The 25192-nt window shown below is 73.3% G+C and carries 25 protein-coding genes; 17 read left to right on the top strand and 8 right to left on the bottom strand.

Annotated elements, in window-relative coordinates:
• Window positions 1-58: 58 nt before the first annotated feature.
• The 4 genes from NFX44_RS10560 to NFX44_RS10545 form a co-directional block, all read right to left on the bottom strand.
• A complete protein-coding gene (locus NFX44_RS10560) occupies window positions 59-865 on the bottom strand; it encodes an HAD family phosphatase (protein WP_262283322.1) in 807 nt (268 codons plus the stop codon).
• 405 nt (window positions 866-1270) lie between these two features.
• Window positions 1271-1699, bottom strand: coding sequence for an ester cyclase (locus NFX44_RS10555; protein ID WP_262283321.1), 429 nt, complete (start codon window positions 1697-1699; stop codon window positions 1271-1273).
• 116 nt (window positions 1700-1815) lie between these two features.
• Entirely contained in the window at window positions 1816-2190 is a 375-nt protein-coding gene (locus NFX44_RS10550) for a carboxymuconolactone decarboxylase family protein (RefSeq protein WP_262283320.1), read from the bottom strand.
• A gap of 299 nt (window positions 2191-2489) precedes the next feature.
• Entirely contained in the window at window positions 2490-3107 is a 618-nt protein-coding gene (locus tag NFX44_RS10545) for a DUF6518 family protein (RefSeq protein WP_262283319.1), read from the bottom strand.
• A 143-nt stretch (window positions 3108-3250) separates the two neighbouring features.
• Here NFX44_RS10545 and NFX44_RS10540 point away from each other — a divergent pair, with 143 nt between their 5' ends.
• From NFX44_RS10540 to NFX44_RS10500, 9 genes are all read left to right on the top strand, one after another.
• Window positions 3251-3871, top strand: a complete 621-nt coding sequence (locus NFX44_RS10540; protein WP_262283318.1) for an RNA polymerase sigma factor — start codon at window positions 3251-3253, stop codon at window positions 3869-3871.
• The gene (locus tag NFX44_RS10535; protein ID WP_262283317.1) at window positions 3868-4845 is read left to right on the top strand and encodes a CU044_5270 family protein; all 978 of its coding nucleotides are present in this window, start codon (window positions 3868-3870) and stop codon (window positions 4843-4845) included. The genes NFX44_RS10540 and NFX44_RS10535 overlap by 4 nt, the downstream gene beginning before the upstream one ends.
• Before the next feature lie 261 nt (window positions 4846-5106).
• Complete coding sequence (gene ssd / locus NFX44_RS10530) at window positions 5107-6210, top strand: septum site-determining protein Ssd (protein ID WP_262283316.1); 1104 nt, start codon at window positions 5107-5109, stop codon at window positions 6208-6210.
• On the top strand, window positions 6207-7418 hold the full coding sequence (locus NFX44_RS10525) for a TadA family conjugal transfer-associated ATPase (protein WP_262283315.1): 1212 nt from the start codon (window positions 6207-6209) through the stop codon (window positions 7416-7418). The genes ssd and NFX44_RS10525 overlap by 4 nt, the downstream gene beginning before the upstream one ends.
• A complete protein-coding gene (locus NFX44_RS10520) occupies window positions 7415-8440 on the top strand; it encodes a type II secretion system F family protein (protein WP_262283314.1) in 1026 nt (341 codons plus the stop codon). The genes NFX44_RS10525 and NFX44_RS10520 overlap by 4 nt, the downstream gene beginning before the upstream one ends.
• Window positions 8440-9174 (top strand): type II secretion system F family protein, encoded by a 735-nt coding sequence (locus NFX44_RS10515; protein ID WP_262283313.1) that lies wholly within the window; start codon window positions 8440-8442, stop codon window positions 9172-9174. Before NFX44_RS10520 ends, NFX44_RS10515 begins: the two co-directional genes overlap by 1 nt.
• 23 nt (window positions 9175-9197) lie before the next feature.
• On the top strand, window positions 9198-9365 hold the full coding sequence (locus NFX44_RS10510; RefSeq protein WP_013283643.1) for a DUF4244 domain-containing protein: 168 nt from the start codon (window positions 9198-9200) through the stop codon (window positions 9363-9365).
• A 125-nt stretch (window positions 9366-9490) separates the two neighbouring features.
• The gene (locus tag NFX44_RS10505) at window positions 9491-9892 is read left to right on the top strand and encodes a TadE family type IV pilus minor pilin (protein WP_262283312.1); all 402 of its coding nucleotides are present in this window, start codon (window positions 9491-9493) and stop codon (window positions 9890-9892) included.
• Window positions 9893-9947: 55 nt separating this feature from the next.
• The gene (locus tag NFX44_RS10500) at window positions 9948-10322 is read left to right on the top strand and encodes an Rv3654c family TadE-like protein (RefSeq protein WP_262283311.1); all 375 of its coding nucleotides are present in this window, start codon (window positions 9948-9950) and stop codon (window positions 10320-10322) included.
• A 90-nt stretch (window positions 10323-10412) separates the two neighbouring features.
• On the opposite strand, the gene NFX44_RS10495 is transcribed toward NFX44_RS10500, so the two are convergent.
• The 3 genes from NFX44_RS10495 to NFX44_RS10485 form a co-directional block, all read right to left on the bottom strand.
• A complete protein-coding gene (locus tag NFX44_RS10495) occupies window positions 10413-10991 on the bottom strand; it encodes a hypothetical protein (RefSeq protein WP_091315200.1) in 579 nt (192 codons plus the stop codon).
• A gap of 113 nt (window positions 10992-11104) precedes the next feature.
• Window positions 11105-11311 (bottom strand): hypothetical protein, encoded by a 207-nt coding sequence (locus NFX44_RS10490; protein WP_262283310.1) that lies wholly within the window; start codon window positions 11309-11311, stop codon window positions 11105-11107.
• A 103-nt stretch (window positions 11312-11414) separates the two neighbouring features.
• Complete coding sequence (locus tag NFX44_RS10485; RefSeq protein WP_262283565.1) at window positions 11415-13832, bottom strand: DEAD/DEAH box helicase; 2418 nt, start codon at window positions 13830-13832, stop codon at window positions 11415-11417.
• A gap of 165 nt (window positions 13833-13997) precedes the next feature.
• Between NFX44_RS10485 and NFX44_RS10480 the strand changes: the two genes are divergently transcribed.
• The 7 genes from NFX44_RS10480 (at window position 13998) to NFX44_RS10450 (ending at window position 22926) form a co-directional block, all read left to right on the top strand.
• Window positions 13998-14354: an STAS domain-containing protein gene (locus NFX44_RS10480; protein ID WP_151462042.1), complete on the top strand. Its 357-nt coding sequence runs from the start codon at window positions 13998-14000 to the stop codon at window positions 14352-14354.
• Window positions 14351-14791, top strand: coding sequence for an ATP-binding protein (locus tag NFX44_RS10475; RefSeq protein WP_262283309.1), 441 nt, complete (start codon window positions 14351-14353; stop codon window positions 14789-14791). Before NFX44_RS10480 ends, NFX44_RS10475 begins: the two co-directional genes overlap by 4 nt.
• 316 nt (window positions 14792-15107) lie before the next feature.
• Window positions 15108-17456, top strand: a complete 2349-nt coding sequence (locus NFX44_RS10470; protein ID WP_262283308.1) for a sodium-translocating pyrophosphatase — start codon at window positions 15108-15110, stop codon at window positions 17454-17456.
• Between the two features lie 119 nt (window positions 17457-17575).
• Window positions 17576-18115 (top strand): hypothetical protein, encoded by a 540-nt coding sequence (locus NFX44_RS10465; protein ID WP_262283307.1) that lies wholly within the window; start codon window positions 17576-17578, stop codon window positions 18113-18115.
• The gene (locus NFX44_RS10460) at window positions 18106-18717 is read left to right on the top strand and encodes a hypothetical protein (protein WP_262283306.1); all 612 of its coding nucleotides are present in this window, start codon (window positions 18106-18108) and stop codon (window positions 18715-18717) included. Before NFX44_RS10465 ends, NFX44_RS10460 begins: the two co-directional genes overlap by 10 nt.
• A gap of 314 nt (window positions 18718-19031) precedes the next feature.
• Window positions 19032-21857, top strand: a complete 2826-nt coding sequence (topA, locus tag NFX44_RS10455) for a type I DNA topoisomerase (RefSeq protein ID WP_262283305.1) — start codon at window positions 19032-19034, stop codon at window positions 21855-21857.
• 115 nt (window positions 21858-21972) lie between these two features.
• Window positions 21973-22926 (top strand): endonuclease domain-containing protein, encoded by a 954-nt coding sequence (locus NFX44_RS10450; protein ID WP_262283304.1) that lies wholly within the window; start codon window positions 21973-21975, stop codon window positions 22924-22926.
• A gap of 66 nt (window positions 22927-22992) precedes the next feature.
• Here NFX44_RS10450 and NFX44_RS10445 read toward each other — a convergent pair whose 3' ends face one another.
• Window positions 22993-24300 (bottom strand): D-arabinono-1,4-lactone oxidase, encoded by a 1308-nt coding sequence (locus NFX44_RS10445; protein ID WP_262283303.1) that lies wholly within the window; start codon window positions 24298-24300, stop codon window positions 22993-22995.
• 227 nt (window positions 24301-24527) lie between these two features.
• On the opposite strand from NFX44_RS10445, the gene NFX44_RS10440 reads away from it, so the two are divergent.
• Complete coding sequence (locus tag NFX44_RS10440; RefSeq protein WP_262283564.1) at window positions 24528-25103, top strand: TetR family transcriptional regulator; 576 nt, start codon at window positions 24528-24530, stop codon at window positions 25101-25103.
• The last annotated feature ends 89 nt before the right edge of the window (window positions 25104-25192 follow it).

The raw sequence follows: 25192 nt of genomic DNA, 5'->3' as shown, positions 1-25192 counted from the left end.
CCTTTTCGGCTTCGCCCGCGCTGCCACGGTCGCGCGACGGCTGGTTCGGTCGAGACGGTCAGGCGGTCGGGGTGGCGGCGCGGGTGCGGCGGTGCCGCCCGTACCAGGCGATGCCGATGGCGACGCCCACGCCCACGCCGAGGGCCGCCGCGGCGACCGGCACGGCCGGGCGCTCCCGCAGCCGCCGGCCCAGCGGGACGGGGTGCCGGAACTCCAGCACCGGCCAGGAGTTCTCCACGGCCAGCTTGCGCAACGCCCGGTCCGGATTGACCACGGTCGGGTGCCCCACGCACTCCAGCAGCGGCCGGTCGCTGTACGAGTCGGAGTAGGCGTACGAGTCGGCGAGGTCGTAGCCGCGTGCCAGGGCCAGCTCGCCGACGGCGTCGACCTTGCGCGGGCCGGCCGCGTAGAACTCCACCTCGCCGCTGTAGCGGCCGTCCGCGACCGCCATCCGGGTGGCGATCACGTCGGTCACCCCGAGCAGCTCGCCGATGGGGCGGACCATCTCCTCGCCGGAGGCGGAGACCAGCACCACGTCCCGCCCGGCGGCCTGGTGCTCCTCGATGAGGGCGGCGGCCTCGGCGTACACGTAGGGGTTGATCAGCTCGTGCAGCGTCTCCGCGACGATCTGGCGGACCTGTTCCACCGGCCAGCCCTTGCAGAGCGTGGCGAGGTAGTCCCGGGTGCGGGCCATGGTCTGCTCGTCGGTGCCGCCCAGCCGGAACATCAGCTGCGCGTACGCCGACTTGACCACGTCACGGCGCGTGATCAGCCCGTCCCGGTAGAACGGCCGACCGAACGCGAGTGCGCTCGACTTGGCGATGACGGTCTTGTCGAGATCGAAGAAAGCGGCACTTCGGCCCACGGCGCGAAAGTCTAGCCGGACGGGGCACGCTCGTCGGGTCCCCGGGGCCTCCGGGGACGGATCGATCGGGGTGCACCACTCCTCAGAGTGACGGCCATCACACACTCGTACCATGAATTAGCGGTGCGTGGAGTGGACACCACTCGACGTATAAGGGTCCATTGCGGCATGCTTGTGCTCGCGACGAGAGCTCACGTCCCGTCGACAATGAAGGCCCTCGGCGGTTGCACCCCCCGTGACCGCTGAGTGGGTTCGGCTCGACCCCCCCGGAGCCGAACCTCACGACGACCCCCGTCTCCCCCCGACGGGGGTCGTCCCTATCTTGGAGCGATGCTCCGCGGCGACCGGTGTGGACGAGGGCGCCCGTCGATGGAAGCGTGCGGACAGTCGCCCTGGGTGATGCCGTCAGGAGTCGACCCTGAGTTGGGCCAGCAGGCCTGCTCGATCGATCTGCATCCAGTACTCGGTGATCAGCCCGTCCTCGACGTGATAGACGACCGAGTTGATCTGGCGGACCGTCCGACCGGTCGGCGCGATGCCATCCACCGGCTCGAGGTGGTGCCCCATCTGGATCAGGCGGACATGCGCTCGCGCACCGTCAACCAGGAATTCCTCGATCGTGAGGTCGAACGCGCCCCAGGTGGCGGTCATCTCCCGGACGTGCTCGGCGTAGTCGTCCGGAGTCCGTTCAACCGTGGCCAGGTCCTCGGACTGCACCTGGTGGGCACGCACCGTCGGCGCCATGAACTCCGCCGCCCGCTGCGGCTCTCGGCCGGAGCGCACGTACCGGAGGAAGTCACCGACGACGCGACGCGTCACCTCACTGTCAATCATGACGTCACGATGGCAGCTGGGAACTGGAGCCTGGAAGCCTGCCGACGGGTGGCCTCACTCACCTGGCTCTCTTCCTTCCCGTCGTCCCGGGCGCTGTCGCAGGGCCGGGTGTCAACTCATACGGGAGGCGCCGCCGTGGGCATCGCACCCTCGGCGAGCTTGAGTCGCGTCCAGATGTTCATGTTGATCACCACGGCCACGATCTCCAGGATCTCGTCCTCCGTGAAGTGCGTGGCCATCCTGTCGTGTGCCTCCTGGATCTGGTTGTTGACGGTGGCGTCGGCGGCTCTGGTCAATGCTTCGGCGTAGGCCAGCGCGGCTCGCTCCTCCTCGGTGAACAGGTGCGTCTCCCACCACGCGGTGAGAGTCTCGACCTTGGCCGGCGGGATGCCGGCGGTGCGGGCAGCGGCGTGGTGCACCAGAAGGCAGTAGCTGCAGTTGTTGATCTGCGCGACGCGTAACCGCAGAAGCTGGGCCAGGGCCCGTTCCACCTGGAGTGTGGCGGTATGGCCGAAAGCTGCGGCCCCGGCGTTTGCCAGAGCCATGAGCTGCTCGTTTGACGTGGCGTCCAGTCGGACGTTCTGGATCCTGGTATCCAAGCGATGACCTCCTGTAGGTCACAACGACAACACCATTGGTGGGGACGTCCGCGTCGGTGGACAGCCGTATCGGGATTCCCAGCAGCCGCGACGGGCGGGCGCAGGCCGTGTACCGCGTCTTTCCGGTGTGCATTCGTGGCGATCGCGACGGTGTCGACCCCGGCTCCGGGGGATCCGGACCGGGGAAGGGCTCAGAACCCGGCGGCCACCGCGAAGCCGATGAAGATGACGACGGCGACGGGCGCGGCCACGGCCAACGCGAGCGCCCGCTGGCGGTTCGATCTGCCCACCAGCACGACGGCCAGGATGCCGAGCGCGACGTCGATCGTCACGTTCCACCCCGCGCCGGCTGGCTGCCCGGGGTCGCCCATCCGTGCGGCGAACCGTGCCGCCTCCTCGAAGAAGACGGCGGCCGGCAGTGCCGTCCCGAGGATCTGGCGCGCGCCGTCCCGGCGCGCCCAGTCGCCGCCGACGCCGAAGACCACCCCGGCGAGGACGCCGAAGGCCATCCAGAGCAGCGACGTCGGCGCCCACACCACGGCCAGGTCGTCGGCTTGGAGCAGCGTCGCCGTGACGTAGTAGCTGGGCACCGCGACGACGAGCAGGACGGCGGCGCCGAGCGCCGCCCGCACCGGGCCGGGCCGGAGCAGGTAGCCGAAGGCGAAGGCCGCGACGGCCCAGGTGGCGGTGGAGTTGCCGAGTTCGGCGAAGGGGTACGGGACCCACTTGATCCACACGAAGTCGAGGAAGCCGAGCAGGAGGCCACCCGGTACGGCGGTGAGCGCCACCGTCCGATGATCACAGCGCACGACGGGAAGCATACTCAGTATGCCCTGCGGCGGTTCCGCGCGGGCGTGGCCGGACTCCCGTCGCGAACACGCACGCCGCCATCGGCGAAGTAGGGGTGAGCCCTCGGCCGTGCAGGAGGGATGCGGGACCAGAAGGAGAATTCATGGGTGTGGTGACACGAGACGTGTGCACCGCCGCCGAGGAGACCGACGCGGAGATCATCAGCCGGATGCACGGGGATCCGGCCGTGTTCGACGCCATCTTCGACCGCTACTACCCGGCGATCCACGGCTATGCCAGCCGACGGCTGGGCCGGGACCTGGCCGACGACGTGGCAGCGGAGACGTTCCTGGTCGCGTTCGACCACTGGCGGCGGTACGACACGACGCGACAGAGCGCCCGGCCCTGGCTGTTCGGCATCGCGTCCAACCTCATCGCCGGGCACCAGCGGGCCGAAGCGCGGCGGTACCGGGCGCTCGCCCGGGCCGAGCACGCCAACACCACCGACCGGGACAGCCACGACGGGCCGGCCGAACAGGTGGCCGTACGGCTGGACGCCCAGGCCGTACGCGGACGGCTCGCGGCGGCGCTGGAGGAGATCGCACCGGCCGACCGGGAGGTGGTGCTGCTGGTCGCCTGGGCCGACCTGACCTGCGAAGAGGTGGCCCGCGCGCTGGAGATCCCGGCCGGCACCGTCCGGTCCCGGCTGCACCGGGCGCGCACCAGATTGCGGGCGGCGCTGGGTGGCGCCGACCCGACGGCAACCGGAGAGGACTTCGAGTGATCGACGACATCACCGCGCTGCGGGAGAGTTGGAGCGAGGCCGAGCCGCCCTCGCCGGAGGCCCGGGACCGGGCCCGGACGGCGCTGCTGGCCCGGATCGCCGAACGCGAGGCCACCGTGCCGAGCCCCCCGGACCGGCACGGCCGGCGCCTGCCGGGCCGGGCCTGGCGGTCGGGATTCGCGGCGCTCGGGGCGGCCGCCCTGGTCGCCGGGGTGGTCGCGGCCGGCGACCTCGGCCCGGCGACTCCGCCGGCACGCCCGGCGCCGTACGTGGCGAGCGGACCGGCCGCGCAGACCTTCGAACTGGCCGCCGTGCACGCCGAGACCGAACCGTTCACGCCACCGCGCCCCGACCAGTGGACCTACGTCGAGCTGCGGATCGTCCGTGGCAAGATCGCCCAGGACAAGGGTCAGGCCACCCGCGAGACCACGCGGTCGTGGCAGCGCGCCGACGGCCGGCAGAGTGCCGTCATGCTCGACGGCAAGCTCGAAGTCAGCACGGAGAGCTCAGACCTGCCGCAGGTCACGCCGCCGCAGGACTACCCGACGCTGGCCGGGCTGCCCACCGATCCGCGGGCGCTGCTCGACCGGCTCCGCGACCGGAGCCCGTCCGGCAGGGACGGCGACGAGGTCGCGTACAACCTCATCGACTCGATGCTGCGGGACAACGTGCTGCCACCCGGCGTGAAGGCGACCCTGCTGCGGGCACTGGCCCTGATCCCCGGTGTCACCCGGTCCCGCGAGCCGGTCGACTTCGACGGGCGCCCGGCGATCGCGCTCGGGATGGTGCAGGACGGTTGGCGGCAGGAGGACATCCTGCTCGACCCGACCACCCACGAGTTCCTCGGCAGCCGGACCGTCGTGGTCGAGGACCACACGACCCCGGAGGGGGTCAGCCTGAAAAAGGGCGACGTCGAGGTCGAGTTGATCCGCGTCGCCGGCCGGATCGTGGACGCGCCGGGCCAGACCGGCTGACCCATCGGGTACGGGGACCAGGTTCCGCCCTGGTCGGGTCGCCTGCCACCGCTCCGAGCCTGGTTGGTCTCGCGGCGGTGGCAGGCGACCGGTCCGGCCGAACACCGCGTACGGCCGCGCCATAGCAGATCAATCCGGCGGCCGAGGTCTGTCCACAACCACCATGGCTGTCCACAGGGAAGGCGGAACCGGGCGAGGACCCGCTGGGTTCGGCGGCAGGCTGCTTCGCGGCACGTCCGAGTCCGACCGCTGGAGGCCGCCATGCCGCCCCGTACCCCGCTGCCGCCGTACCGCCGGCTGCCCCTGCTCGTCACCGCCGACGGCGACCTCCTCGACGAGCTGCTGCGGCTCGCCGCGGCCGGCGGCACCGAGGTCGAGCTGGCCGCCGACCCCGCCGCCGCGCGGGCCCGCTGGACGCCGGCGCCGCTGGTGCTCGTCGGCGCCGACCAGGCGCAGGCCTGCCTGCGGGCCCGGCTGCCGCGCCGGCCCCGGGCGGTGCTGGTCGGCCGCTCCGGCCAGCTCGATCCGGGTACGCGGATCGCCGAGCTGATCGGCGCCGAGCACGTCGCCACCCTGCCCGCGGCCGAGCCGTGGCTGGTCGACCGGTTCGCCGAATGCGCGGGTGAGCCCCCGGGCGGCGGCCCGTCGCGGGTCGTGGCGGTGCTCGGCGGGCGGGGCGGCGCCGGGGCGAGCGTGCTGGCCGGTGGCCTCGCCGTCACCGCGGCCCGGGCTCGGCTGCGCACCCTCCTGGTGGACGCCGACCCGCTCGGCGGCGGCCTCGACCTCGTGCTCGGCTGGGAGCAGCTGGAAGGGCTGCGCTGGCCCGGGCTCACCGGCACCGACGGCCGGGTGGACCCGCCGTCGCTGGTCCGGGCCCTGCCCAGCCGCGGCGACCTGGTCGTGCTCTCGTGGGACCGGGGCGCACTGCGGCACCTGCCCGCCGAGGCGATGGCCGCCACCGTCGACGCCGCCCGCCGGGGCCGCGACATGGTCGTCCTCGACCTGCCCCGGCACCTGGACGACGCGGCCGTGGTCGCCCTCCAGGCGGCCGACCGGGCGCTGATCGTCGTGCCGGCCGAGCTGCGGGCCACCGCCGCCGCGGCCCGCGTGGTCGCCGTGGCCGCACCGCACTGCGCCGACCTGGCGGTGATCGTGCGAGGCCCCGCCCCCGGGCGGCTCAAGGCCGGCGAGGTGGCCCGCGCGCTCGGATTGCCGCTCGCCGGCACGCTCCGGCCCGAGCCGGGGCTGTGCCGCGGGCTGGAACGGGGCGAGGCGCCGGCCGCCAGCGGGAAGGGCCCGCTCGCCGCGCTCTGCCAGCGACTCCTCGACGAGCTGACCGACGTGCCCGCCGCGGGTGCGGCGTGAGCGGCCCGGCCGACTCCGGGGACCTGTCCGTCCGCGTCCGGCACCGGTTCGCCGCCGAGGCCACGCCGGTCACGCCCGCGGCCATCGTCTCCGCCGTACGCGCCGAGCCGGACGCCGCCGTGCTCGGCGACACCGCCCTGCTCCGCATCGCCGACCGGGTCCACGACGACCTCGTCGGCGCCGGTCCACTCGCACCGCTGCTCGCCGACCCGCAGGTCACCGACGTGCTGGTGAACGGCACCCGGGTCTGGGTCGACCGTGGGCGGGGGCTGCACCAGGTGGCCGTGCCGCTGGGCGCCGTCGACGACGTGCGCCGGCTGGCGCAGCGCCTCACCGCGGCCGCCGGGCGCCGGCTCGACGACGCCTCCCCGTACGGCGACGCCCGGCTGCCCGACGGCACGCGTCTGCACGCGGTGCTGCCACCGGTGGCGACCGACGGGCCCTACCTGTCGCTACGCACCTTCCGGCAGCGGCCGTTCACCCTCGACGAGCTGGTCCGGCAGGGCACCGTGCCCCGGCCGGTCGCACCGCTGCTCGCCGCCGTGGTGGCCGCCCGCCTGGCGTACCTGGTGACCGGCGGCACCGGCTCCGGCAAGACCACCCTGCTCAACACGCTGCTCGGGTTGGTGCCGGGGACCGAGCGGATCGTGCTGGTGGAGGACGCAGCCGAGCTGCGGCCCGTGCACCCGCACGTGATCGGCCTCCAGGCGCGAACCTCGAACGTGGAGGGCGCCGGAGCGGTCGGGCTGAGCGACCTGGTCCGGCAGGCGCTGCGGATGCGGCCGGACCGGCTGGTGGTGGGCGAGTGCCGGGGTGCCGAGGTGGTCGACCTGCTCGCCGCGTTGAACACCGGCCACGACGGCGGGGCCGGCACCCTGCACGCCAACGCCCCGGCGGACGTGCCGGCCCGGCTGGAGGCGCTCGGGATGCTCGGTGGTCTGCCCCGGGCCGCCCTGCACGCCCAGGTCGCCGCCGCGCTCCAGGTCCTCCTGCAGGTCCGGCGGACCACGGAGGGTCGGGTGCTGGAGTCGATCGGTCTGCTCCTGCCCGAGGGACCCGAGCGGGTGGTCACCGTGGTTCCCGCCTGGATACGCGGGCGCGGGCTCGGGCTGGCCGCCCGGCCGCTCGGCGCGCTGCTCCGCGAGCGTGGCGTGACCGTGCCGCCGATCCTCTGCGCGGCGTGGCCCGGCTCGGCGGGTCCGTCGTGACCGGTCAGGTGTGGCTGGTGGTCGTGCTGCTGGCCGGCGCCGCGGTCACGGTCGCCTGGCCGGTACGCGCCAACCGCGTGCGACAGCACGCCGTGCTCGACCTGGGCGGTCGCACCGGTCCGGGCGGCCACCGGTCGAGGTGCGCCGGCCCGGGTGCGGCGCCCGGGCCGCTGGTCCGGGCGTCCGGCGCCCAGCCGCCCGGCACGCTGCTCGGACATCCCGCTGACCGCGCCCTTCCGGGCCGCCCGCCCGGGCGGCGCGACCCGACGCGCCCGACCACCGGGCCGGTCCCGACCGATCGTTCGCACCGGCCGAGAGTCGGCGCCGCTCCGGTCCCCACCGGTCGTGCACACCGCTTCCGGCTGGCCGCCGGGCTCCCGTTCCGGCGATCGGATGCCGCCTCGACGGCGAGCGGTCCTGCCGCGCGTGCCCCGGTGGCCGGGCGAACCGCCCTGCCGGCGGCGACCGTGCTCGGCGCCGGGGCCGGGGCGCTCCTCGGCGGCCCGGTGGCCGCGCTGGTCCTGGCCGCCTACGGCGCGCTCGCCGCCCGGGCGGTGCTGCGCCGGCGGGCTCGCCAGGCGACCGACCTGGCCCACCGCCGCGACCTAGACCAGATCGGCGCGCTCGCCGCCGACCTGCGGGCCGGGCTGCCCGCCGCTGGCGCGATCGGCGACGGGACGCGACGTACCGCCCGGTTGGCGCGAGCTGCCGTGCGGCTGGCCGACCGCACCGGAGCGCCCCTGGCCGAGTTGCTGGAACGGGTCGAGGCCGACGCCCGGACGGCGGACCGGGGCATGGCCGCGGCCGCGGCCCAGGCGGCCGGTGCCCGGGCGACCGCCTGGCTGCTCGCCGCGCTACCGCTCGGCGGGATCGCGTTGGGGTACGCCATCGGCGTCGACCCGGTGGCCGTGCTCCTGCACACCCCGGTTGGCGGCGGCTGCGCCCTGGCGGCGGTGGCACTGCAGATCGGCGGGCTGCTCTGGGCGGAGCGCCTCGGCGCGGCACCCGGGCGGGCCGCCTGATGTCGCGGCAGGTGGTGGCCGCAGCCTGCCTGGGCACGGCGGCGTTGCTCGTGGTCGCGTCGCGCTCGGCGGTCCGTCCGGCCCGGCGGCTGCGCCGTCTCGCGCTCACCCGGCGGGCGGAACGGAGCCGCCCGCCCTGGTGGCCGGATCGGATCAGGCTCGGCGCCGGCCTGGCGGGCGTGGCGGCGCTGGTCGTCGTGGGCGGGTGGCCCGGTCTGCTCGTCGGTGTGCTGGCCGGGACAGCCGCCGATCGCCTGCTGCGCCGGGTCGAGCCGCGGGCCGTCCGGGACCGCCGGCTCCGGGAGACCGCCGACCTTCCGCTGGCCGCCGACCTGCTGGCCGCCGCGCTCAGGGCCGGCGCACCGGTGGACCGCTCGGTGCTGGCGGTGGCCGAGGCGCTCGGTGGGCCGCTCGCCGACCGGCTCGGCCGGGTCGGGCGGACGCTCGAACTCGGCGGCACGGCGGCGGAGGCGTGGGAGCACCTGCGACCCGTGCCCGGGGCGGACCGTCTGGTCACCGGCGCCATCCGCTCCTCCAGCAGCGGCGCCGCGCTGGCCGGCGCGCTCACCCGCCTCGCCGACGACCTGCGGTCCGACCGCTCGACCGCGGCCGAGGCGGCCGCCCGACGGGCCGGCGTGCTCATCGTGCTGCCGCTCGGGCTCTGTTTCCTGCCCGCCTTCATTCTCGCCGGCCTGGTGCCGGTGATCGTCGCCGTCCTCGGCGACGTGCTGTGACCCTCGGAGAAAGGAAGCACGACATGCGCAAACTCCTCACCCGCCTGCGCGGCGACGCCGGGATGAACACGGCCGAGTACGCCGTCGGCACCCTCGCGGCGGTCGCCTTCGCCGGGATCCTGTTGAAGGTGCTCACCTCCGGCAACGTGCAGTCCGCGCTCACCGCCGTGATCGACCGGGCCTTGAAGTGACCGGTCGCCGGTGGGCCGGCCGCCAACCCGGTCCGGACCCGGGCTCACCGTCCTTCAGCCGTGGCCGTGGCCGTGGCCGTGGCCTTGGCGCTGGCCTCAGCCACGGCCCAAGCTCGGTCCCCTGCGTGGAAAGCGGGACCGGGCAGCCGGGACGGGCCGTCAGGCGGCGTCCGTGGGGCGCGCAAGAGCGGGGCTCGTTCACGGCCGAGCTGGCGGCCGGCCTGCCGGCGCTGATGCTGCTCCTCTTCGCCGGTCTCACCGCGGTCGGCGCGGTCACCACGCGGGCCGGCTGCGTCGACGCGGCCCGGGAGGCGGCCCTGGCGGCCGCCCGGGGCGAACCGGGGTCGACGGCCGGCTCCCGGTACGCGCCGGCCGGAGCGGACATCTCGGTGACCGTGGCCGGTGACCGCGTCACCGTCACCGTCCGGGCACCGGTCCGGAGCTTCGGTGCCCGGCTGCCCCGCCTCACCGTGGCCGGCACCGCGGTGGCGGCCGTCGAACCCGGTGCCCCGGGACCACGACCATGACCGCGCGGGACGGGACTGGTCGGGCGGGCCGGGGCCGCTCGCGGGCACACGGGCCGTGAGGGCGGCGGACGGGCGGTCCCACCGCGACGCCGAGCGGGGCGGGGCGACCGTGTGCCTGCTCGCCGTGGGGTTGGTGCTCGTGGTGGTCGGGCTCTTCGGCGCCGGGCTCGGCGCGGCCCGATGCGCGCGCCACCAGGCCCGGAACGCGGCCGACTTCGGGGCGCTCGCCGGTGCCGGCCGGGCCCTCGAAGGCGTCGAGGCGGCGTGTGGACGAGCCGCCGACCTGGCCGCGGCCAACGGCGGCCGGCTGGTGGCCTGCCGGCTCGACGGTCTCGACGTCGTCGTCACGACGGAGGTGAGCGTCGCCCCGCTGCCCTGGCTCGCCCGCGCGGCGACCGCCAGCTCCCGGGCGGGCCCGACCCGAGGCTGACGACGATGGCCGGAGCGCATCCCCTCACGGGTGCGGCCGGTGTCGGAGCGGAGAAACAGACCGCCCCCGACTCCGGCCGCCCCGTCGAACTCAGCGGGACTGGAGGGCGTCCAGGCCGACCGCCATGGCGATCACGAGTCGCCGGTCGATCTGCGGGTGGTGGATGTCGACCACGTAGCGGTCGCGCAGGCCCCACTTCTTGTCGACCGAGAACACGGGCTGGCCGTTCGCCACGAAGTCGAAGTGGTAGGGCAGCCAGGAGAGGGAGTCGACGAAGCGGCGCAGCAGGGCCACCGGCAGGCTCCGCTCCTGCCCGGTGATCTGCGGCAGGCCGGCCTGCTCGACGTGCCAGGTGGAGCGCAGCAGCGACTGGGCGAAGTCCTTGCGGAACAGGCCGATCGGGGTGCCGGCGTGGTCCGTCACGTCGTACGTGGCGCCGAGGTCGAGGCGCTGCCGGGCCTTGAAGCCGAGCAGGGGGTACTGCTTGGAGTCGTCGGTGTAGATGGTCACCTGCTCCTTGAACGCGAGCCGCTTCTGCTGCGCGAACGCGAGCAGCCCACCCTCCGAGCCGTCCGGCGCCACCGAGTGGACCTCGTACTGGTTGACCATCATCCGGATCCGCTGCCGGACGATGAACCGCTGCTGGGCCTGCAAGCTGTCGAGCTGCATCAAATTCTCCTTGAAGAGGTAAACGCCGGAGTCTCGCACAGCTCCGCCGTCACCGCGTGCCCGCGACCGGCGCGTTCCGGCGGGTGATCCGCTCGCCGGCGGCCGGCCGGCGGTCATCGGCCGCCGTCGACCGTCGCCTTCATGGCCCAGGCGTTGAGCACCTGGTGGATGCCGCGCAGGCGCTCGTTGATCTGCTCCAGGCGTTCCGCCTGAGCCAGGTTGGCCAGCGCGACGCCCAGCGCGATCTGCTGATCGGGGGTGAGGTTCTCCTGGTTGATCGTGTAGAGCAGGTCGACGGTCTCGGCGATCGTGTCGGCCACGGCGGTACCTCCGGCGCGAAGAATCTCGGGGACATGGAAGCGCTCCCATGCATCAATGCCCCGATACCGACCCACTCATGCGCCCGTCCCACGAACCAGGAGGTCAGTCCGCGGCCCGCCCCTCCTGCCGAGGCAGCCCCGCCCCGCGCCCGCCCTCGGCCGCCGCCAGGTTCGCGAGGACCACGTCGAGGACCTTGACCGCGTCCGGCTTGGAGAGCGGGTTGTTGCCGTTGCCGCACTTCGGGGACTGCACGCAGGACGGGCAGCCGGACTCGCAGCCGCACTCGGCGATCGCGTCCCGCGTGGCGCGCAGCCACGCGGCGGCCGTCCCGTACGCCCGCTCGGCGAAGCCCGCCCCGCCCGGGTGGCCGTCGTAGACGAAGACGGTGGGCGCCTCGGTGTCCGGGTGCAGTGCGGTGGAGAGCCCGCCGATGTCCCACCGGTCGCAGGTAGCCATGAGCGGCAGCAGGCCGATCGCGGCGTGCTCGGCGGCGTGCAGCGCCCCCGGGATGTCCGCCGCCTCGACGCCGGCGAGGGCGAGCGACTCCGGCGAGAGCGTGAACCAGACCGCGACGGTGCGCAGCTCCCGCGCCGGCAGGTCGAGCGGCCGGGTGTCGATCACCTCGCCGGTGGCGATCCGCCGCCGCTGGTACGACACCACCTGGCTGGTCACGTCCACCTCGCCGAGGAAGAGCCCGACCGGCCCGGCGTCCACGTACGACCGGACGGACACCACGGACAGCGAGGTGACGTCCCGGGCGTGGGTGGACCAGTCCGGCTCCTCGGCGTGCACCAGCGCGCACCCGTCGGCCAGGTCGAGCGAGTCGACCACGTACGAGACACCCTGGTGCAGGTAGACCGCGCCGGAGTGCAGCAGGAAGTGCGAGGAGCCGCCGTCGACGGTGCCGAGCAGCCGGCCGGTGGACTCCTCCACCACGCAGACCGGGGCGCCGCCCTCGCCGCGCAGGTCGACCTCGGGGCGTTCCCGGTGCCGCCAGTACCAGCCGGTGGGCCGCTGCCGCAGCGCACCCGCCTCGACCAGCGAGTCGACCGCCTCCTTCGCGCCCTCACCGAACAGTTCCAGGTCGGCCGGGGTGAGCGGGGCCTCGTGCGCGGCGCAGGCGAGCTGCGGTGCGAGCACGTATCGATTTGCCGGGTCGAGCACGGTCGCCTCGACGGGCCGCCCGAACAGCGCCTCGGGGTGGTGCACCAGGTACGTGTCGAGCGGGTCGTCCCGGGCCACCAGTACGGCGAGCGCCTCGTCGCCGGAGCGGCCGGCCCGGCCGGCCTGCTGCCAGAGCGACGCTCGGGTGCCCGGCCAGCCGCAGATCAGCACGGCGTCCAGCCCGACCAGGTCGACGCCGAGTTCCAGGGCGTTGGTGGAGGCCAGCCCGAGCAGGTCGCCGGTGAGCAGCGCGCGTTCCAGCTCGCGGCGCTCCTCGCGCAGGTAGCCGGCCCGGTAGGCGGCCACCCGGTCGCCGAGCCCCGGCACCGCCTCGTCGAGCGCCCGCCGGGCGTTCGCGGCGACCACCTCGGCGCCGCGCCGGGACCGCACGAAGGCGAGCGTGCGTACCCCCTCGATCACGCTGTCGGTGAGCAGGTCGGCGGTCTCCCGCAGCGCCGACCGCCGGACGGACATCAGGTCGGCGACCTCCTCGTCAGCGGAAGGAGGGGGCAGCAGCGGCGGTTCCCAGAGCGCGAAGGTCACGCCGCCGCGCGGCGAGGCGTCCTCGGTGACGGCCGTGACGGGCAGGCCGGTGAGGCGGCCGGCCGCCGTCGCCGGGTCGCCCGACGTGGCCGAGGCCAGCACGAACACCGGGGTACGCCCGTAGCGCGCGCACTGCCGGCGCAGCCGCCGCAGCACGTGTGCCACGTGCGAGCCGAACACGCCCCGGTAGGTGTGGCACTCGTCGACCACCACGTACGCGAGCCGGCGCAGGAAGCCCGACCAGTGCGCGTGTCCGGGCAGGATGCCGTGGTGCAGCATGTCGGGGTTGGTCAGCACGAACCGGGAGTGCCGGCGGATCCACTCCCGCTCGGTGCGCGGGGTGTCCCCGTCGTAGGTGGCGGGGCGTACCCCCTCCAGCTCCAGGCCGGCGACGGCGCGCAGCTGGTCGGCGGCGAGCGCCTTGGTGGGAGCCAGGTAGAGCACCGTGGCGCGCGGGTCGGCGAGCAGGGTGCCCAGCGCCGGCAACTGGTAGGCCAGCGACTTGCCGGACGCCGTGCCGGTGGCCACCACGACGTGCTTCCCCGCGTACGCCAGCTCGGCGGCCTCGGCCTGGTGCCGCCACGGGGCGACCACGCCGCGTCGCGCGAACGCCGCCCGCAGCTCGTCGGGCGCCCAGTCCGGCCACGGCGCCGGCTCGCCGGTCCGGGCCGGCACCCGCTCGACGTGGGTGACCGGGTCGGTGGCGTGCCGCAGGCGCAGCCGGCGCAGCAGCTCCGCCGGAGCCCGGCCGGGACCGCCGCCCGCCGATACGGTGGCCGCTGGTGACTGCTTCAGGTCGCGGCGCGGCGCCAGGCGCGCCGAGCTGAAGCTGTCAGAGGTCACGTCCTGCACTCTCGCACTGGTGTTCGGAATTGAAAACCCGGGGGGCTGGGTACGGGGAAGCCTTCGCCGGTGACCTGGAAGTGGCCGCGCGGGGGGATGGTTAGATGCCCAGAAGAGCTTACCGAGGAGGGACCGATGGAGCTGTCGCTGGCGACCCGCACCGTGGGGGAGCACACGGTGCTCGAGGTCGGGGGTGAGGTGGACGTCTACACCGCGCCGCGCCTGCGGGAACGGCTCCTGGAGCTGATCGACGGCGGTGCCCGCCGGGTCGTGGTGGACCTGGGCCGGGTGGACTTCCTCGACTCGACCGGTCTCGGCGTGCTGGTCGGCGCGCTCAAGCGGCTCCGCTCGGCCGGCGGTTCGTTCGCGCTGGTCTGCGACAAGGAGCCGCTGCTCAAGATCTTCCGCATCACGGCCCTGGACCAGGTCTTCCCGTTGCATCCCACGGTCGACGCGGCGATCAACGCCGACCCGACCGGCGCCGGCGCGTGATGGCGACCGTCAAGCTCTCTTTCTCCCCGGCTCCGGTGCACGTCCGCACCGCCCGTCTGGTCGGTGTCGCGGTGGCGCGCCGCGCCGGGGTCCGCGAGGACCTGCTCGACGAGGTGCGCCTGGCCATCGGCGAGGCGTGCACCCGGGCGGTCGCGCTGCACCGGCAGTACGGGCTGCCCGACCCGGTCTACGTGGAGATGTCCGACAGCGGGTCGTACACCGTGCGGGTGGTCGACCGCGCCCCGATCGAGGCGAGCGTGGGTCTCACCGCGCTGCCCCCGGACGAGCTGGCCAAGGAGTCGCTCAGCGAGGACGCGCTGACCACCGGGGTGGGGTTCGCCCTGCTCGCCGGCTTCGTCGAGGACCTCCAGGTCCGCCCGGTCGACGAGGGCGTCGGCACCGAGGTCCGGATGGTCTGGCCGGTCGGCCGCGCCTGACCCTGTCCTTCCGCAGGCCGCGTTCCCCTCGGGGAGCGCGGCCTCGTCGTGCTGCCCGGCGCTTATATCAGATTTCCTCACATAGCACAGTTACGAAGATCATCGAGACACCCTGGCCCCTCGGTGTGAGCCTCACCACGCCGGAGGGCTACAGTACCCGGGTTGTCAGCAAGTGACCCGACTCGCAGCCAGCGGGAATGGGTGTTCATCGCTGGTCCGCCGGGGTGGGTTGGCGCGCGCTTGCGAGTCCGCAATCCAGGCGTCGGTCCGTGCGTCTCCACTGGCCGGCGCGAGTGTTCGGTACAGGAGGACATAGATGTCCGAGACCTTGGCCGCCGACGGCGGCGCACTGTCCCTTACCGGAGCCAACGTGACGTACGTCGTCATCGCCGCGGTCATCGCGCTGGTGGCGCTCGTCTTCGCGGCCGCCCTCACCAGGGCGGTCCTGGCGGCCGGTACGGGAACCACCAACATGCAGGAGATCTCCGGGGCGGTGCAGGAGGGCGCATCCGCGTACCTGCTGCGGCAGTTCCGCACCCTGGCGATCTTCGTGGTGATCGCCGTCGTGCTGCTGTTCCTGCTGCCGGTGCACGACACCGACGGCAGCGAGATCCTCGTGAAGATCGGCCGGTCGGCGTTCTTCGTGGTGGGCGCGCTGTTCAGCGCGTTCATCGGCGGGGCCGGCATGTGGCTGGCCACCCGCGCCAACCTGCGGGTCGCCGCGGCCGCCCGGGAGCGGGAAGGCGGGCGCGAGGGCGCCATGAAGATCGCCTTCCGCACGGGCGGCGTGGTCGGCTTCCTCACCGTCGGTCTCGGCCTGTTCGGTGCGGCGCTGGTCGTCATCCTGTTCAGGGGTGACGCCCCGACCGTGCTGGAGGGCTTCGGCTTCGGCGCCGCGCTGCTCGCCATGTTCATGCGGGTCGGCGGCGGCATCTTCACCAAGGCCGCCGACGTGGGCGCCGACCTGGTCGGCAAGGTCGAGCAGGGCATCCCCGAGGACGACCCGCGCAACGCCGCCACCATCGCCGACAACGTGGGCGACAACGTGGGTGACTGCGCGGGTATGGCCGCCGACCTCTTCGAGTCGTACGCGGTGACCCTGGTCGCCGCGCTGATCCTCGGGCGTGCCGCGTTCGGCGAGGACGGCCTGGTCTTCCCGCTGATCATCTCCACCATCGGCGTGCTGGTCGCCATCGTCGGCGTCTTCATCACCCGGCTGCGCACGAGCGACCGCAACGGCCTGACCGCGATCAACCGGGCCTTCTACCTCTCCGCCGTGATCTCCGCCGTGCTGGTGGCGATCGCCGCGTTCGCCTACCTGCCGGCCACCTTCGGTGAGCTGGAGGGCGGGTTGACCGACGTGGACCGCAACCCGCGTCTCGTCGCCATCGGCGCGGTGGTCATCGGCATCGTGCTGGCCGCCGCGATCCAGGCGCTCACCGGCTACTTCACCGAGACCAACCGGCGCCCGGTGCAGGACATCGGCAAGAGCTCACAGACCGGAGCGGCCACCGTCATCCTCGCCGGCATCAGCGTCGGCCTGGAGTCGGCGGTCTACTCGGCGCTGCTGATCGGCGCCGGCGTCTTCGGCGCGTTCCTGCTCGGCGGCAGCTCCATCACACTGTCGCTGTTCGCGGTGGCGCTGGCCGGCACCGGCCTGCTCACCACCGTCGGCGTCATCGTCGCCATGGACACCTTCGGCCCGATCTCGGACAACGCCCAGGGCGTGGCCGAGATGTCCGGCGACATCGACGAGCACGGCGCGCGGACGCTGACCGAGCTGGACGCTGTCGGCAACACCACCAAGGCGATCACCAAGGGCATCGCGATCGCCACCGCGGTGCTGGCCGCGACCGCGCTGTTCGGCTCCTACACCGACACGCTGCGCTCCTCGTACGAGGACGCGGGCGTGGGCGATGTCGGCACCGAGATCCTCAACTCGCTGAACGTGGCCAACCCGCGCAACCTGGTCGGCCTCATCATCGGCGCCGCGGTGGTCTTCCTCTTCTCCGGCCTGGCCATCAACGCGGTCTCCCGCTCGGCCGGCGCCGTGGTGATGGAGGTCCGCCGGCAGTTCCGCGAGCTGCCCGGCATCATGGACCGCACCCAGCGCCCCGAGTACGGCAAGGTCGTCGACATCTGCACCCGGGACGCGCAGCGCGAGCTGATGACCCCCGGCCTGCTGGCCATCCTGGCCCCGATCGCCGTGGGCTTCGGCCTCGGCCCGGGCGCGCTGGCCTCGTACCTGGCCGGTGCGATCGGCGCGGGCACCCTGATGGCCGTCTTCCTGGCCAACTCCGGTGGCGCCTGGGACAACGCCAAGAAGCTGGTGGAGGACGGCGCGTACGGCGGCAAGGGCTCCGAGTCGCACGCCGCGACCGTCATCGGCGACACGGTCGGTGACCCGTTCAAGGACACCGCCGGCCCGGCGATCAACCCGCTGATCAAGGTGATGAACCTGGTCTCGCTGCTGATCGCCCCGGCCGTGGTGGCCTGGAGCGTGGGCGACGACAAGAACCCCGCGCTGCGCATCACGGTCGCCGTGGTGGCCGCGCTGATCATCGTGGCCGCGGTGGTGTTCAGCAAGCGCAAGGGCATCGCGATGGACGACTCCGACAGCGGTGCCGGCACGCCGGACCAGAAGGTGGAGACGGTCAACGCCTGACCCGGACGACGCGACGGTTCCCGGTCGGCCTCGGCCGGCCGGGAACCGTGCCGTCCGGCGGTCCCGTGCACGAAACCTGACCGGTGGCACTTCCACCGCAAGGTCGTACGCTGCTTCGCATGCGTACGCGCCGGGCGGCAACCGCCGGAAAGCTCACGGTGGTCCTGGCCACGCTGGTCCTCGTCGTCGCCGGCTGCGGCGGCCCCAGCCCGCAGGCCTGGGCCGCGTCGGTCTGCCAGGCGCTCAGCCCGTGGCGGGCCGAGATCAACAAGCTGACCAGCAGCACCCAGCAGCAGATGACCGCGCGGACCACCCCGGCCCAGGCGAAGGAGAACCTGGTCCGGCTCTTCGCCGGGGCCGAGGAGGCCAGCGAGACCGCCCGGCGCAAGGTCGAGGAGGCGGGCGTGCCGGAGACGGACCACGGCGACGAGATCTCCCTCGGGTTCCGCGCCTCGCTCAGCAAGGTGCGGGACGCGTACGGGCGGGCCCGGGACACCATCGACCGGCTGGACACCGCCCAGGCCGGCCCGTTCTACGACGGCGTGCGGGCCGCCGTGGACACGCTCAACACGGAGTACGACGCGAGCGCGCTGGACACCAGCAAGCTCAACTCGCCCGAGCTGAAAAAGGCCTTCGACGAGGTCCCGGAGTGTCGCTGACCCCACCCTCGGAGAACCCGGCCCGCCAGCCCTCGCTGTTCTCCACCGAGGCGGCCGATCCGTCGCTGGCGGACCTCGCCGGCCTGCTCGCCGGGCCTGGTGAGGTGGTCCGGATGGGTGGGACGGCCCGGATCTCCGTGGTGGTGGACGCCGCCTGGCGGGTGCACGTGCTGGTGGCCGAGCTGGGCGCCCGGGGGATACCGGCGAGCTGGGAGCCCACCGGGGACGGGCGGCACCTGGTGCGCACCGCGTACGCCACCACGCTGTCCCCGCTCGCCCTGGCCTGGCTGCGCGGCACGGTGAAGCGGCCCCCGGCGGCGTTCCACCTCAACGGGCGGCGGCTGCGGCTCTGGCTCGCCGCAGCCGGGGCGGCCGACCCGGCCGGGTTCCGGCTCCGGCTCGGCCCCGCCGACGAGGAGTGCTGGCCGCCGGTGCGCGCCGCGCTGGCCGCCGTGGGGCTCCCGGCCGCGTTCGTGGAGGCGGACGAGGGCGGGCCGGCGTACCGGATCACCGGGCGACGGCGCGTGAACCGGCTGGCGGAGCTGGTGGGGGACCGGCCGCGGGCCGTCCCGGCGGCCGAGTGGCCGGGGACGCACGGCTGACCCTCCGGCGCAAGCCCGCCGCGTGTCCGATCCCGGACACACCGTGCGGAGGTTTGCGCAGGAAAACGACCGGTGCCCCCTCCGCCATGGGTGCGTGATCGTCACAGTGACCCGCTCGGCGCCCTACCCACGGTGTACGGTGGCGCCGTCCGGCGGGGTGCCGGCCGATGGTCGACGCCCACCTGATCATTTGCCGCCCACGAAACCCGGAACGCGGACGGCGCGTTACGTTGGACATCCGGACCGCCGGTGGTCCGGCAAGGTGCAACACGCCCCGAAGCGGGCATTGCGTAGGAGTGAGGTCGGGGAGAGACGTGCCGAGCAACGCTGGAACCACCCGTCTGGTCATCGTCGAGTCACCGGCGAAGGCCAAGACGATCTCGGGCTACCTCGGCCCGGGTTACGTCGTGGAGGCCAGCTTCGGCCACGTCCGGGACCTGCCCCGCAACGCCGCCGAGATCCCGGCCGCCTACGAGGACAAGCCCTGGGCCCGGCTCGGCGTGGACGTGGACAACGGCTTCGCCGCGCTCTACGTGGTCTCCGCCGACCGGAAGAAGCAGATCACCAAGCTGAAGTCGCTGGCCAAGGAAGTCGACGAGATCTTCCTCGCCACGGACGAGGACCGCGAGGGCGAGGCGATCGCCTGGCACCTCGTGGAGACGTTGAAGCCCAAGGTGCCGGTCAAGCGGATGGTCTTCCACGAGATCACCAAGCCGGCCATCCAGGCCGCCGTCGCCAACCCCCGGGAGATCGACCGGGACCTGGTCGACGCCCAGGAGGCCCGGCGCATCCTCGACCGGCTCTACGGCTACGAGGTCTCCCCGGTGCTGTGGCGCAAGGTCCGCAGCGGCCTCTCCGCCGGCCGGGTGCAGTCCGTGGCGACCCGCATCGTGGTCGAGCGGGAGCGGCAGCGGATGGCGTTCCGCACCGCCGAGTACTGGGACATCCTGGCCACCCTCGCGGTGGCGAACCCCGGCGAGGGGCCGCGCACCTTCAACGCCACCCTCATCGCGCTGGGCGGCGACCGGATCGCCACCGGCAAGGACTTCGAGCCCACCACGGGCCGGGTCCGGGCCGGCGCCGGCGTGGTGCACCTGGACGAGAGCGGCGCCCGGGGTCTGGCCGCGCGACTGGACGGCCGTCCCTTCACGGTCACCCGGGTCGAGGAGAAGCCCTACCGCCGCCGCCCGTACGCGCCGTTCATCACCTCCACCCTCCAGCAGGAGGCGGCCCGCAAGCTCCGGCTCTCGTCGCAGCAGACGATGCGCACCGCGCAGCGGCTCTACGAGAACGGCTACATCACCTACATGCGTACCGACTCGGTGAACCTGTCGGAGACCGCCATCGCGGCGGCCCGCCGGCAGATCGGCGAGCTGTACGGCGAGCGCAGCGTGCCGCCGGAGCCGCGCCGCTACACCGGCAAGGTGAAGAACGCGCAGGAGGCGCACGAGGCGATCCGCCCGGCGGGTGACAACTTCCGCACCCCGGGCGAGGTGGCCAAGGAGCTGTCGGCCGAGGAGTTCAAGCTCTACGAGCTGATCTGGCGGCGCACCATCGCCTCGCAGATGACCGACGCGGTCGGCTCCAGCGTCTCGGTGCGCATCCGGGCGCTCTCCTCCGCCGGCGAGGAGGCCGACTTCGGCGCCACCGGCAAGACCATCACCGACCCCGGCTTCCTGCGCGCCTACGTCGAGTCCAGCGACGACGAGAACGCCGAGGCCGAGGACGCCGAGCGGCGGCTGCCCACCCTGACCAAGGACCAGCCGCTCACCGCCGACGAGCTGGCCCCCCAGGGGCACCACACCCAGCCGCCCGCCCGCTACACCGAGGCGTCGCTGGTGAAGGCCCTGGAGGAGCTGGGCATCGGCCGCCCGTCGACCTACGCGTCGATCATGCAGACGATCCAGGACCGCGGGTACGTCTTCAAGCGCGGCCAGGCCATGATCCCGTCGTTCCTGGCGTTCGCGGTGATCGGGCTGCTGGAGCGGCACTACCCGCGCCTCATCGACTACGACTTCACGGCCAGCATGGAGAACGAGCTGGACGAGATCGCCGGCGGCGACCACGCGGCCGTCGACTTCCTCACCTCCTTCTACTTCGGCAGCGCCAACGGCACCGGCGACCAGGCCATCGCCCACGCGGGCGGGCTGAAGAAGCTGGTCACCGAGAACCTCAGCGACATCGACGCGCGCAGCGTCAACTCGATCCCGCTCTTCACCGAGGACGACGGGCGCGAGGTCGTCGTCCGGGTCGGCCGCTACGGGCCGTACCTCCAGCGGGCGCTGCCGGGCGAGCAGCCCACGCCCGCCGCGGAGGGCGAGGAGGGCGGCAGCCAGGGCGACCGGGCGCCGATCCCCGAGGGGCTGGCCCCCGACGAGCTGACCCCGGAGAAGGTGCACGAGCTGTTCCTCGGCGGCGGGGGCGAGCGCAAGCTCGGCGACGACCCGGCCACCGGCGAGCCGATCCTGCTCAAGTCCGGCCGGTTCGGCCCCTATGTGGCCAGCGGCGAGCGGAAGTCCTCGCTGCTGCGCTCGCAGTCGCCGGACAGCCTCACCCTTGAGCAGGCGTTGCAGCTGCTCCGCCTGCCCCGGCTGATCGGCACCGACCCCGAGGGCGCCGAGGTGGTGGCCAACAACGGCCGCTACGGGCCGTACGTCAAGCGCGGTGACGAGTTCCGCTCGCTGGACTCGGAAGACAAGATGTTCACCGTCACGCTGGACGAGGCGCTCGCCCTGCTGGCCGCCCCGAAGACCCGGCAGCGCCGGGCCGCCGCGCCGCCGCTGCGGGAGATGGGCAACGACCCGACGACCGAGAAGCCGCTGGTCATCAAGGACGGCCGGTTCGGCCCGTACGTCACGGACGGGGAGAGCAACGCCTCGCTGCGGCGCGGCCAGACCCCGGAGGCGCTGACCCTCGAGGAGGCCTCCGAGATGCTCGCCGAGAAGCGGGCGAAGGGTCCGGCGCCGAAGAAGAAGGCGGCGAAGAAGGCCGCCCCGGCCAAGAAGACGACCGCGGCGAAGAAGACCGCCGCGGCGAAGTCCACGGTCGCCAAGAAGACCACGACGGCCAAGACCACCACCGCCAAGAAAACTCCGGCCAAAAAGGCAACGCCCAAAAAGGCGACCACCTCGCCGGAGTAACGCTCTCTTCGAGATCTTGGAAGGAAATGGCCCTCATGGGGGCTGTTTCCTTCCAAGATCTTTTCTTTGTCCACAGGGGCGGCGAGGAGAGGTGGGTCGGGGGCAGGGTTGGTGGGTGGGGAGTTCCTGGGCGGGGTTGCGGCGGGCGGTGCCGGGCGATGACGCGGACGAACTGACGTGGTTGCTCTTCCGGCAGGAGGACGTGATCTCCCTGGCACAGGCGCGGGAGCACCTCACCAGCAAGGCGATCCGGCACCGGGTGGCGGCCGGTCGGTGGCGTCGGGCGCACCGTGCGGTCCTCGTCGCGCACAACGGCCCGATCGGTGCGGCCCAGCTCCGATGGATCGCCGTGCTGGCCGCCGGTTCCACCGCACTGCTCGGCGGGCTCACCGCCGCCCAGGCGGGCGGCCTGCGCGGGTTCCCCGATCGGGTCGTGCACCTGCTGCTGCCGGCGACCCGTCGTCGTGCCCCGCTGCCAACGGGTGTTCGGGCGCACCGGACCAGTCACCTGCCCGACCGGGACGTGCTCCCGCTGGGACAGCCACCGCGGACGACGGCCGCCCGGTCGATCGTCGACGCGGCCCAGTGGGCGTTCAACGACGGGCAGGCCCGGACCGTCGTAGCGGCGGCATTCCAGCAGCGGTTGGTGGGCGGCGACGACCTGCACGAGGTCATCGACCGGATGCCGCGCCTCCGCCGGCGCCACCTGATCCTGACCACCGCGACGGACGCCGCCGGTGGCGCGCATTCGCTGGGCGAGCTGGACCTGTTGGGCCTGGTCCGCCGTGCCGGGCTGCCGGAACCGACACGCCAGCAGGTTCGGCGGGATGCGGCTGGCCGACGCCGCTACCTGGACGCGTACTTCGAGGAGTGGCGGGTGCACGTCGAGGTGGACGGTGGCCAGCATCTCGACCCGGCCCACGCCTGGGCGGACATGCGCCGGCAGAACGACCTCTGGATGGAGGGCGGCCGCGTCCTCCGGTTTCCCTCGTGGGCCCTGCGCGTAGACCCCGAGGCGGTCGTCACCCAACTCCGCGCCGCCCTTCACGCCGGCGGCTGGCGCGGCTGACGGCTCCCCGAGATCTTGGAAGGAACCGGCCCCCATGAGGGCCCTTCCCTTCCAAGATCTTCAGAATCAGGCGCCCAGCACCTGCTGGAGGTAGGGGTTGGTGAAGCGGTTGTCGGGGTCCACGTGCTTGCGGACCGTCAGGAAGTCGGTGAACTTCGGGTAGGCCGTGGCCAGGGACTCCGCGGTCCGCCAGTGCAGCTTGCCCCAGTGGGGTCGGCCGCCCAGGTCGGTGGCGACCTCCTCGAAGGCCCGGAAGTACGGCTCGTACGGCATTCCCACGTACTGGTGGATGGCGACGTACGCGGAGTCCCGCCCGTACCCGTGGGAGAGCCAGATGTCGTCGGCCGCGGTGAACCGCACCTCGACCGGGAACAGCACCTTGAACGGCAGCCCGTCCACGATCCGCTGCAGTTCCGCCAGCGCGGTGGGCAGGGCGGCGCGCGGTAGGCCGTACTCCATCTCCACGAAGCGGACCCGGCGCGGGGTGCAGAAGACCCGGTCGGAGCGGCCGGTGTAGGTGCGTTCGGTGAGCGCCCGGGCGGAGATCGCGCTGATCCCGGGGGCGAGCGAGGGCACGGCGCGGCCCAGCCGGCAGGCACCGGAGAAGACGGTGTTGGAGAGGAACTCGTCGTCCAACCAGCCGCGCCAGCGGGGCAGCGGCCGGTCGTCGGCGGGTACCCGGTCGTTGGTCTTGACCTGCACCCGGTCGGTGTAGGGGAACCAGTAGAACTCGGCGTGGTCGTGCTGTTCGACGAGGCCGGGCAGGTCGTCGAGCACGGCGGCGAGCGCCGCCGGGCGCTCGTGCGCGCGGAGCACGAACGCGTCGACGCAGCGCAGCGTGAGCTCGACCAGCACTCCGACGGCGCCGAGCCCGACCCGGGCGGCGGCGAACACGTCGCGGTGCTCGTCGGCGGAGCAGCGCAGCACCTCGCCGGTGCCGGTGACCAGGGTCAGCGCCGTGACGAAGGTGGACAGGCAGCCGAGTTTCGCGCCGGTGCCGTGGGTGCCGGTGGAGAGCGCCCCGGCGACGGTCTGCGCGTCGATGTCGCCGAGGTTGGGCAGTGCCAGGCCGTGGGCGGCGAGCAGGTCGTTGAGGGTGTGCAGGGTCATTCCGGCCGGTACGGTGACCAGGCGGCGAGCGGTGTCGACGGTGACCCCGGTGGCCAGGTCGGCGAGGTCGAGCCGGTGCCCGTCGGCGACGGCGGTGCCGGTGAAGGAGTGTCCGCTGCCCACCGCCCGGATCGTCCGGCCGGTGTCGGCGGCGTGGCGCACCGCCTCGGCGACCTCCTCGACGGTGCGCGGGCGCACCGTGAGGGCGGCGGTGCTGCGCTGGTTGCCGGCCCAGTTGGACCAGGCGGCTGCCGTGCCGGCCATGGGGACGCTCCTCGACGTGAATATGAACTGACTTCATATCAGGAACGTTGTACCTGGTAAATACCGCAATCGAGCCCGGCTCGTTGTACCGGTAGTCACAGACTCGTGACGTGCAGATATGTTCATCCGTCGAAGGGGGGTGGCGCCGAGTGTCCACACCAGCCGCCACGACCGGGCCGCTGCGTCGGGTACCGGTGCAGGGTCGAAGTGTCGCGCGTGTCCAGCGGATGCTGGACGCCTGCGCCGAGCTCGTCGACGAGGTGGGGTACGAGGGTTTGACCACGACCCTTCTCGCCGAGCGTGCCGAGGTGGCGATCGGGTCGGTCTACCAGTTCTTTCCGGACAAGCGGGCCATCGTGCAGGCGCTGACGCTGCGCACGATGGAGTCCTATCTCCAGCGGCTCGACGAGAGGTTCTCCTCCGCCGACCTGACCCACTGGTGGGACGGCGTCGACGCGGCCATCGACGAGTACATCTCGATGCACCGCACGGTCCCGGGCTTTCGTACCCTGCACTTCGGCGACGTGGTCGACCTGCACCTGCTCGACGAGCAGCGGGACAACAACGGGGTGATCGCGGATCAGCTCGCCCGGGTGCTCACGGAACGGTTCGGTCTGGCCGGCGTGCCCGACCTCCGCTTCCACCTGGAGGTCGCGGTGGAGGCCGCGGACTCGCTGATCAAGCTGGCGTTCCGGCGGACGACCGAGGGCGACGAGCGGGTGCTGGTCGAGGCGAAGGCGCTCATCCGGGAGTACCTGCACCGGCAGGTCGACGCCCGGACCGAGGCCGTCCAGCAGGGTTGAGCAGGACGTCACCGCTCTGGTGCCGGCGGTGACGATTGAAGGTGCGAACGCCCGGGTGCGACCGGGCAGGAGACGAGCGGCGGGTTCCC

It is taken from the genome of Micromonospora sp. MA102 (assembly GCF_025460765.1).
GTDB classification, from domain to species: Bacteria; Actinomycetota; Actinomycetes; order Mycobacteriales; family Micromonosporaceae; genus Micromonospora; species Micromonospora halotolerans.
This window is presented reverse-complemented; position numbering and strand designations above follow the sequence as displayed.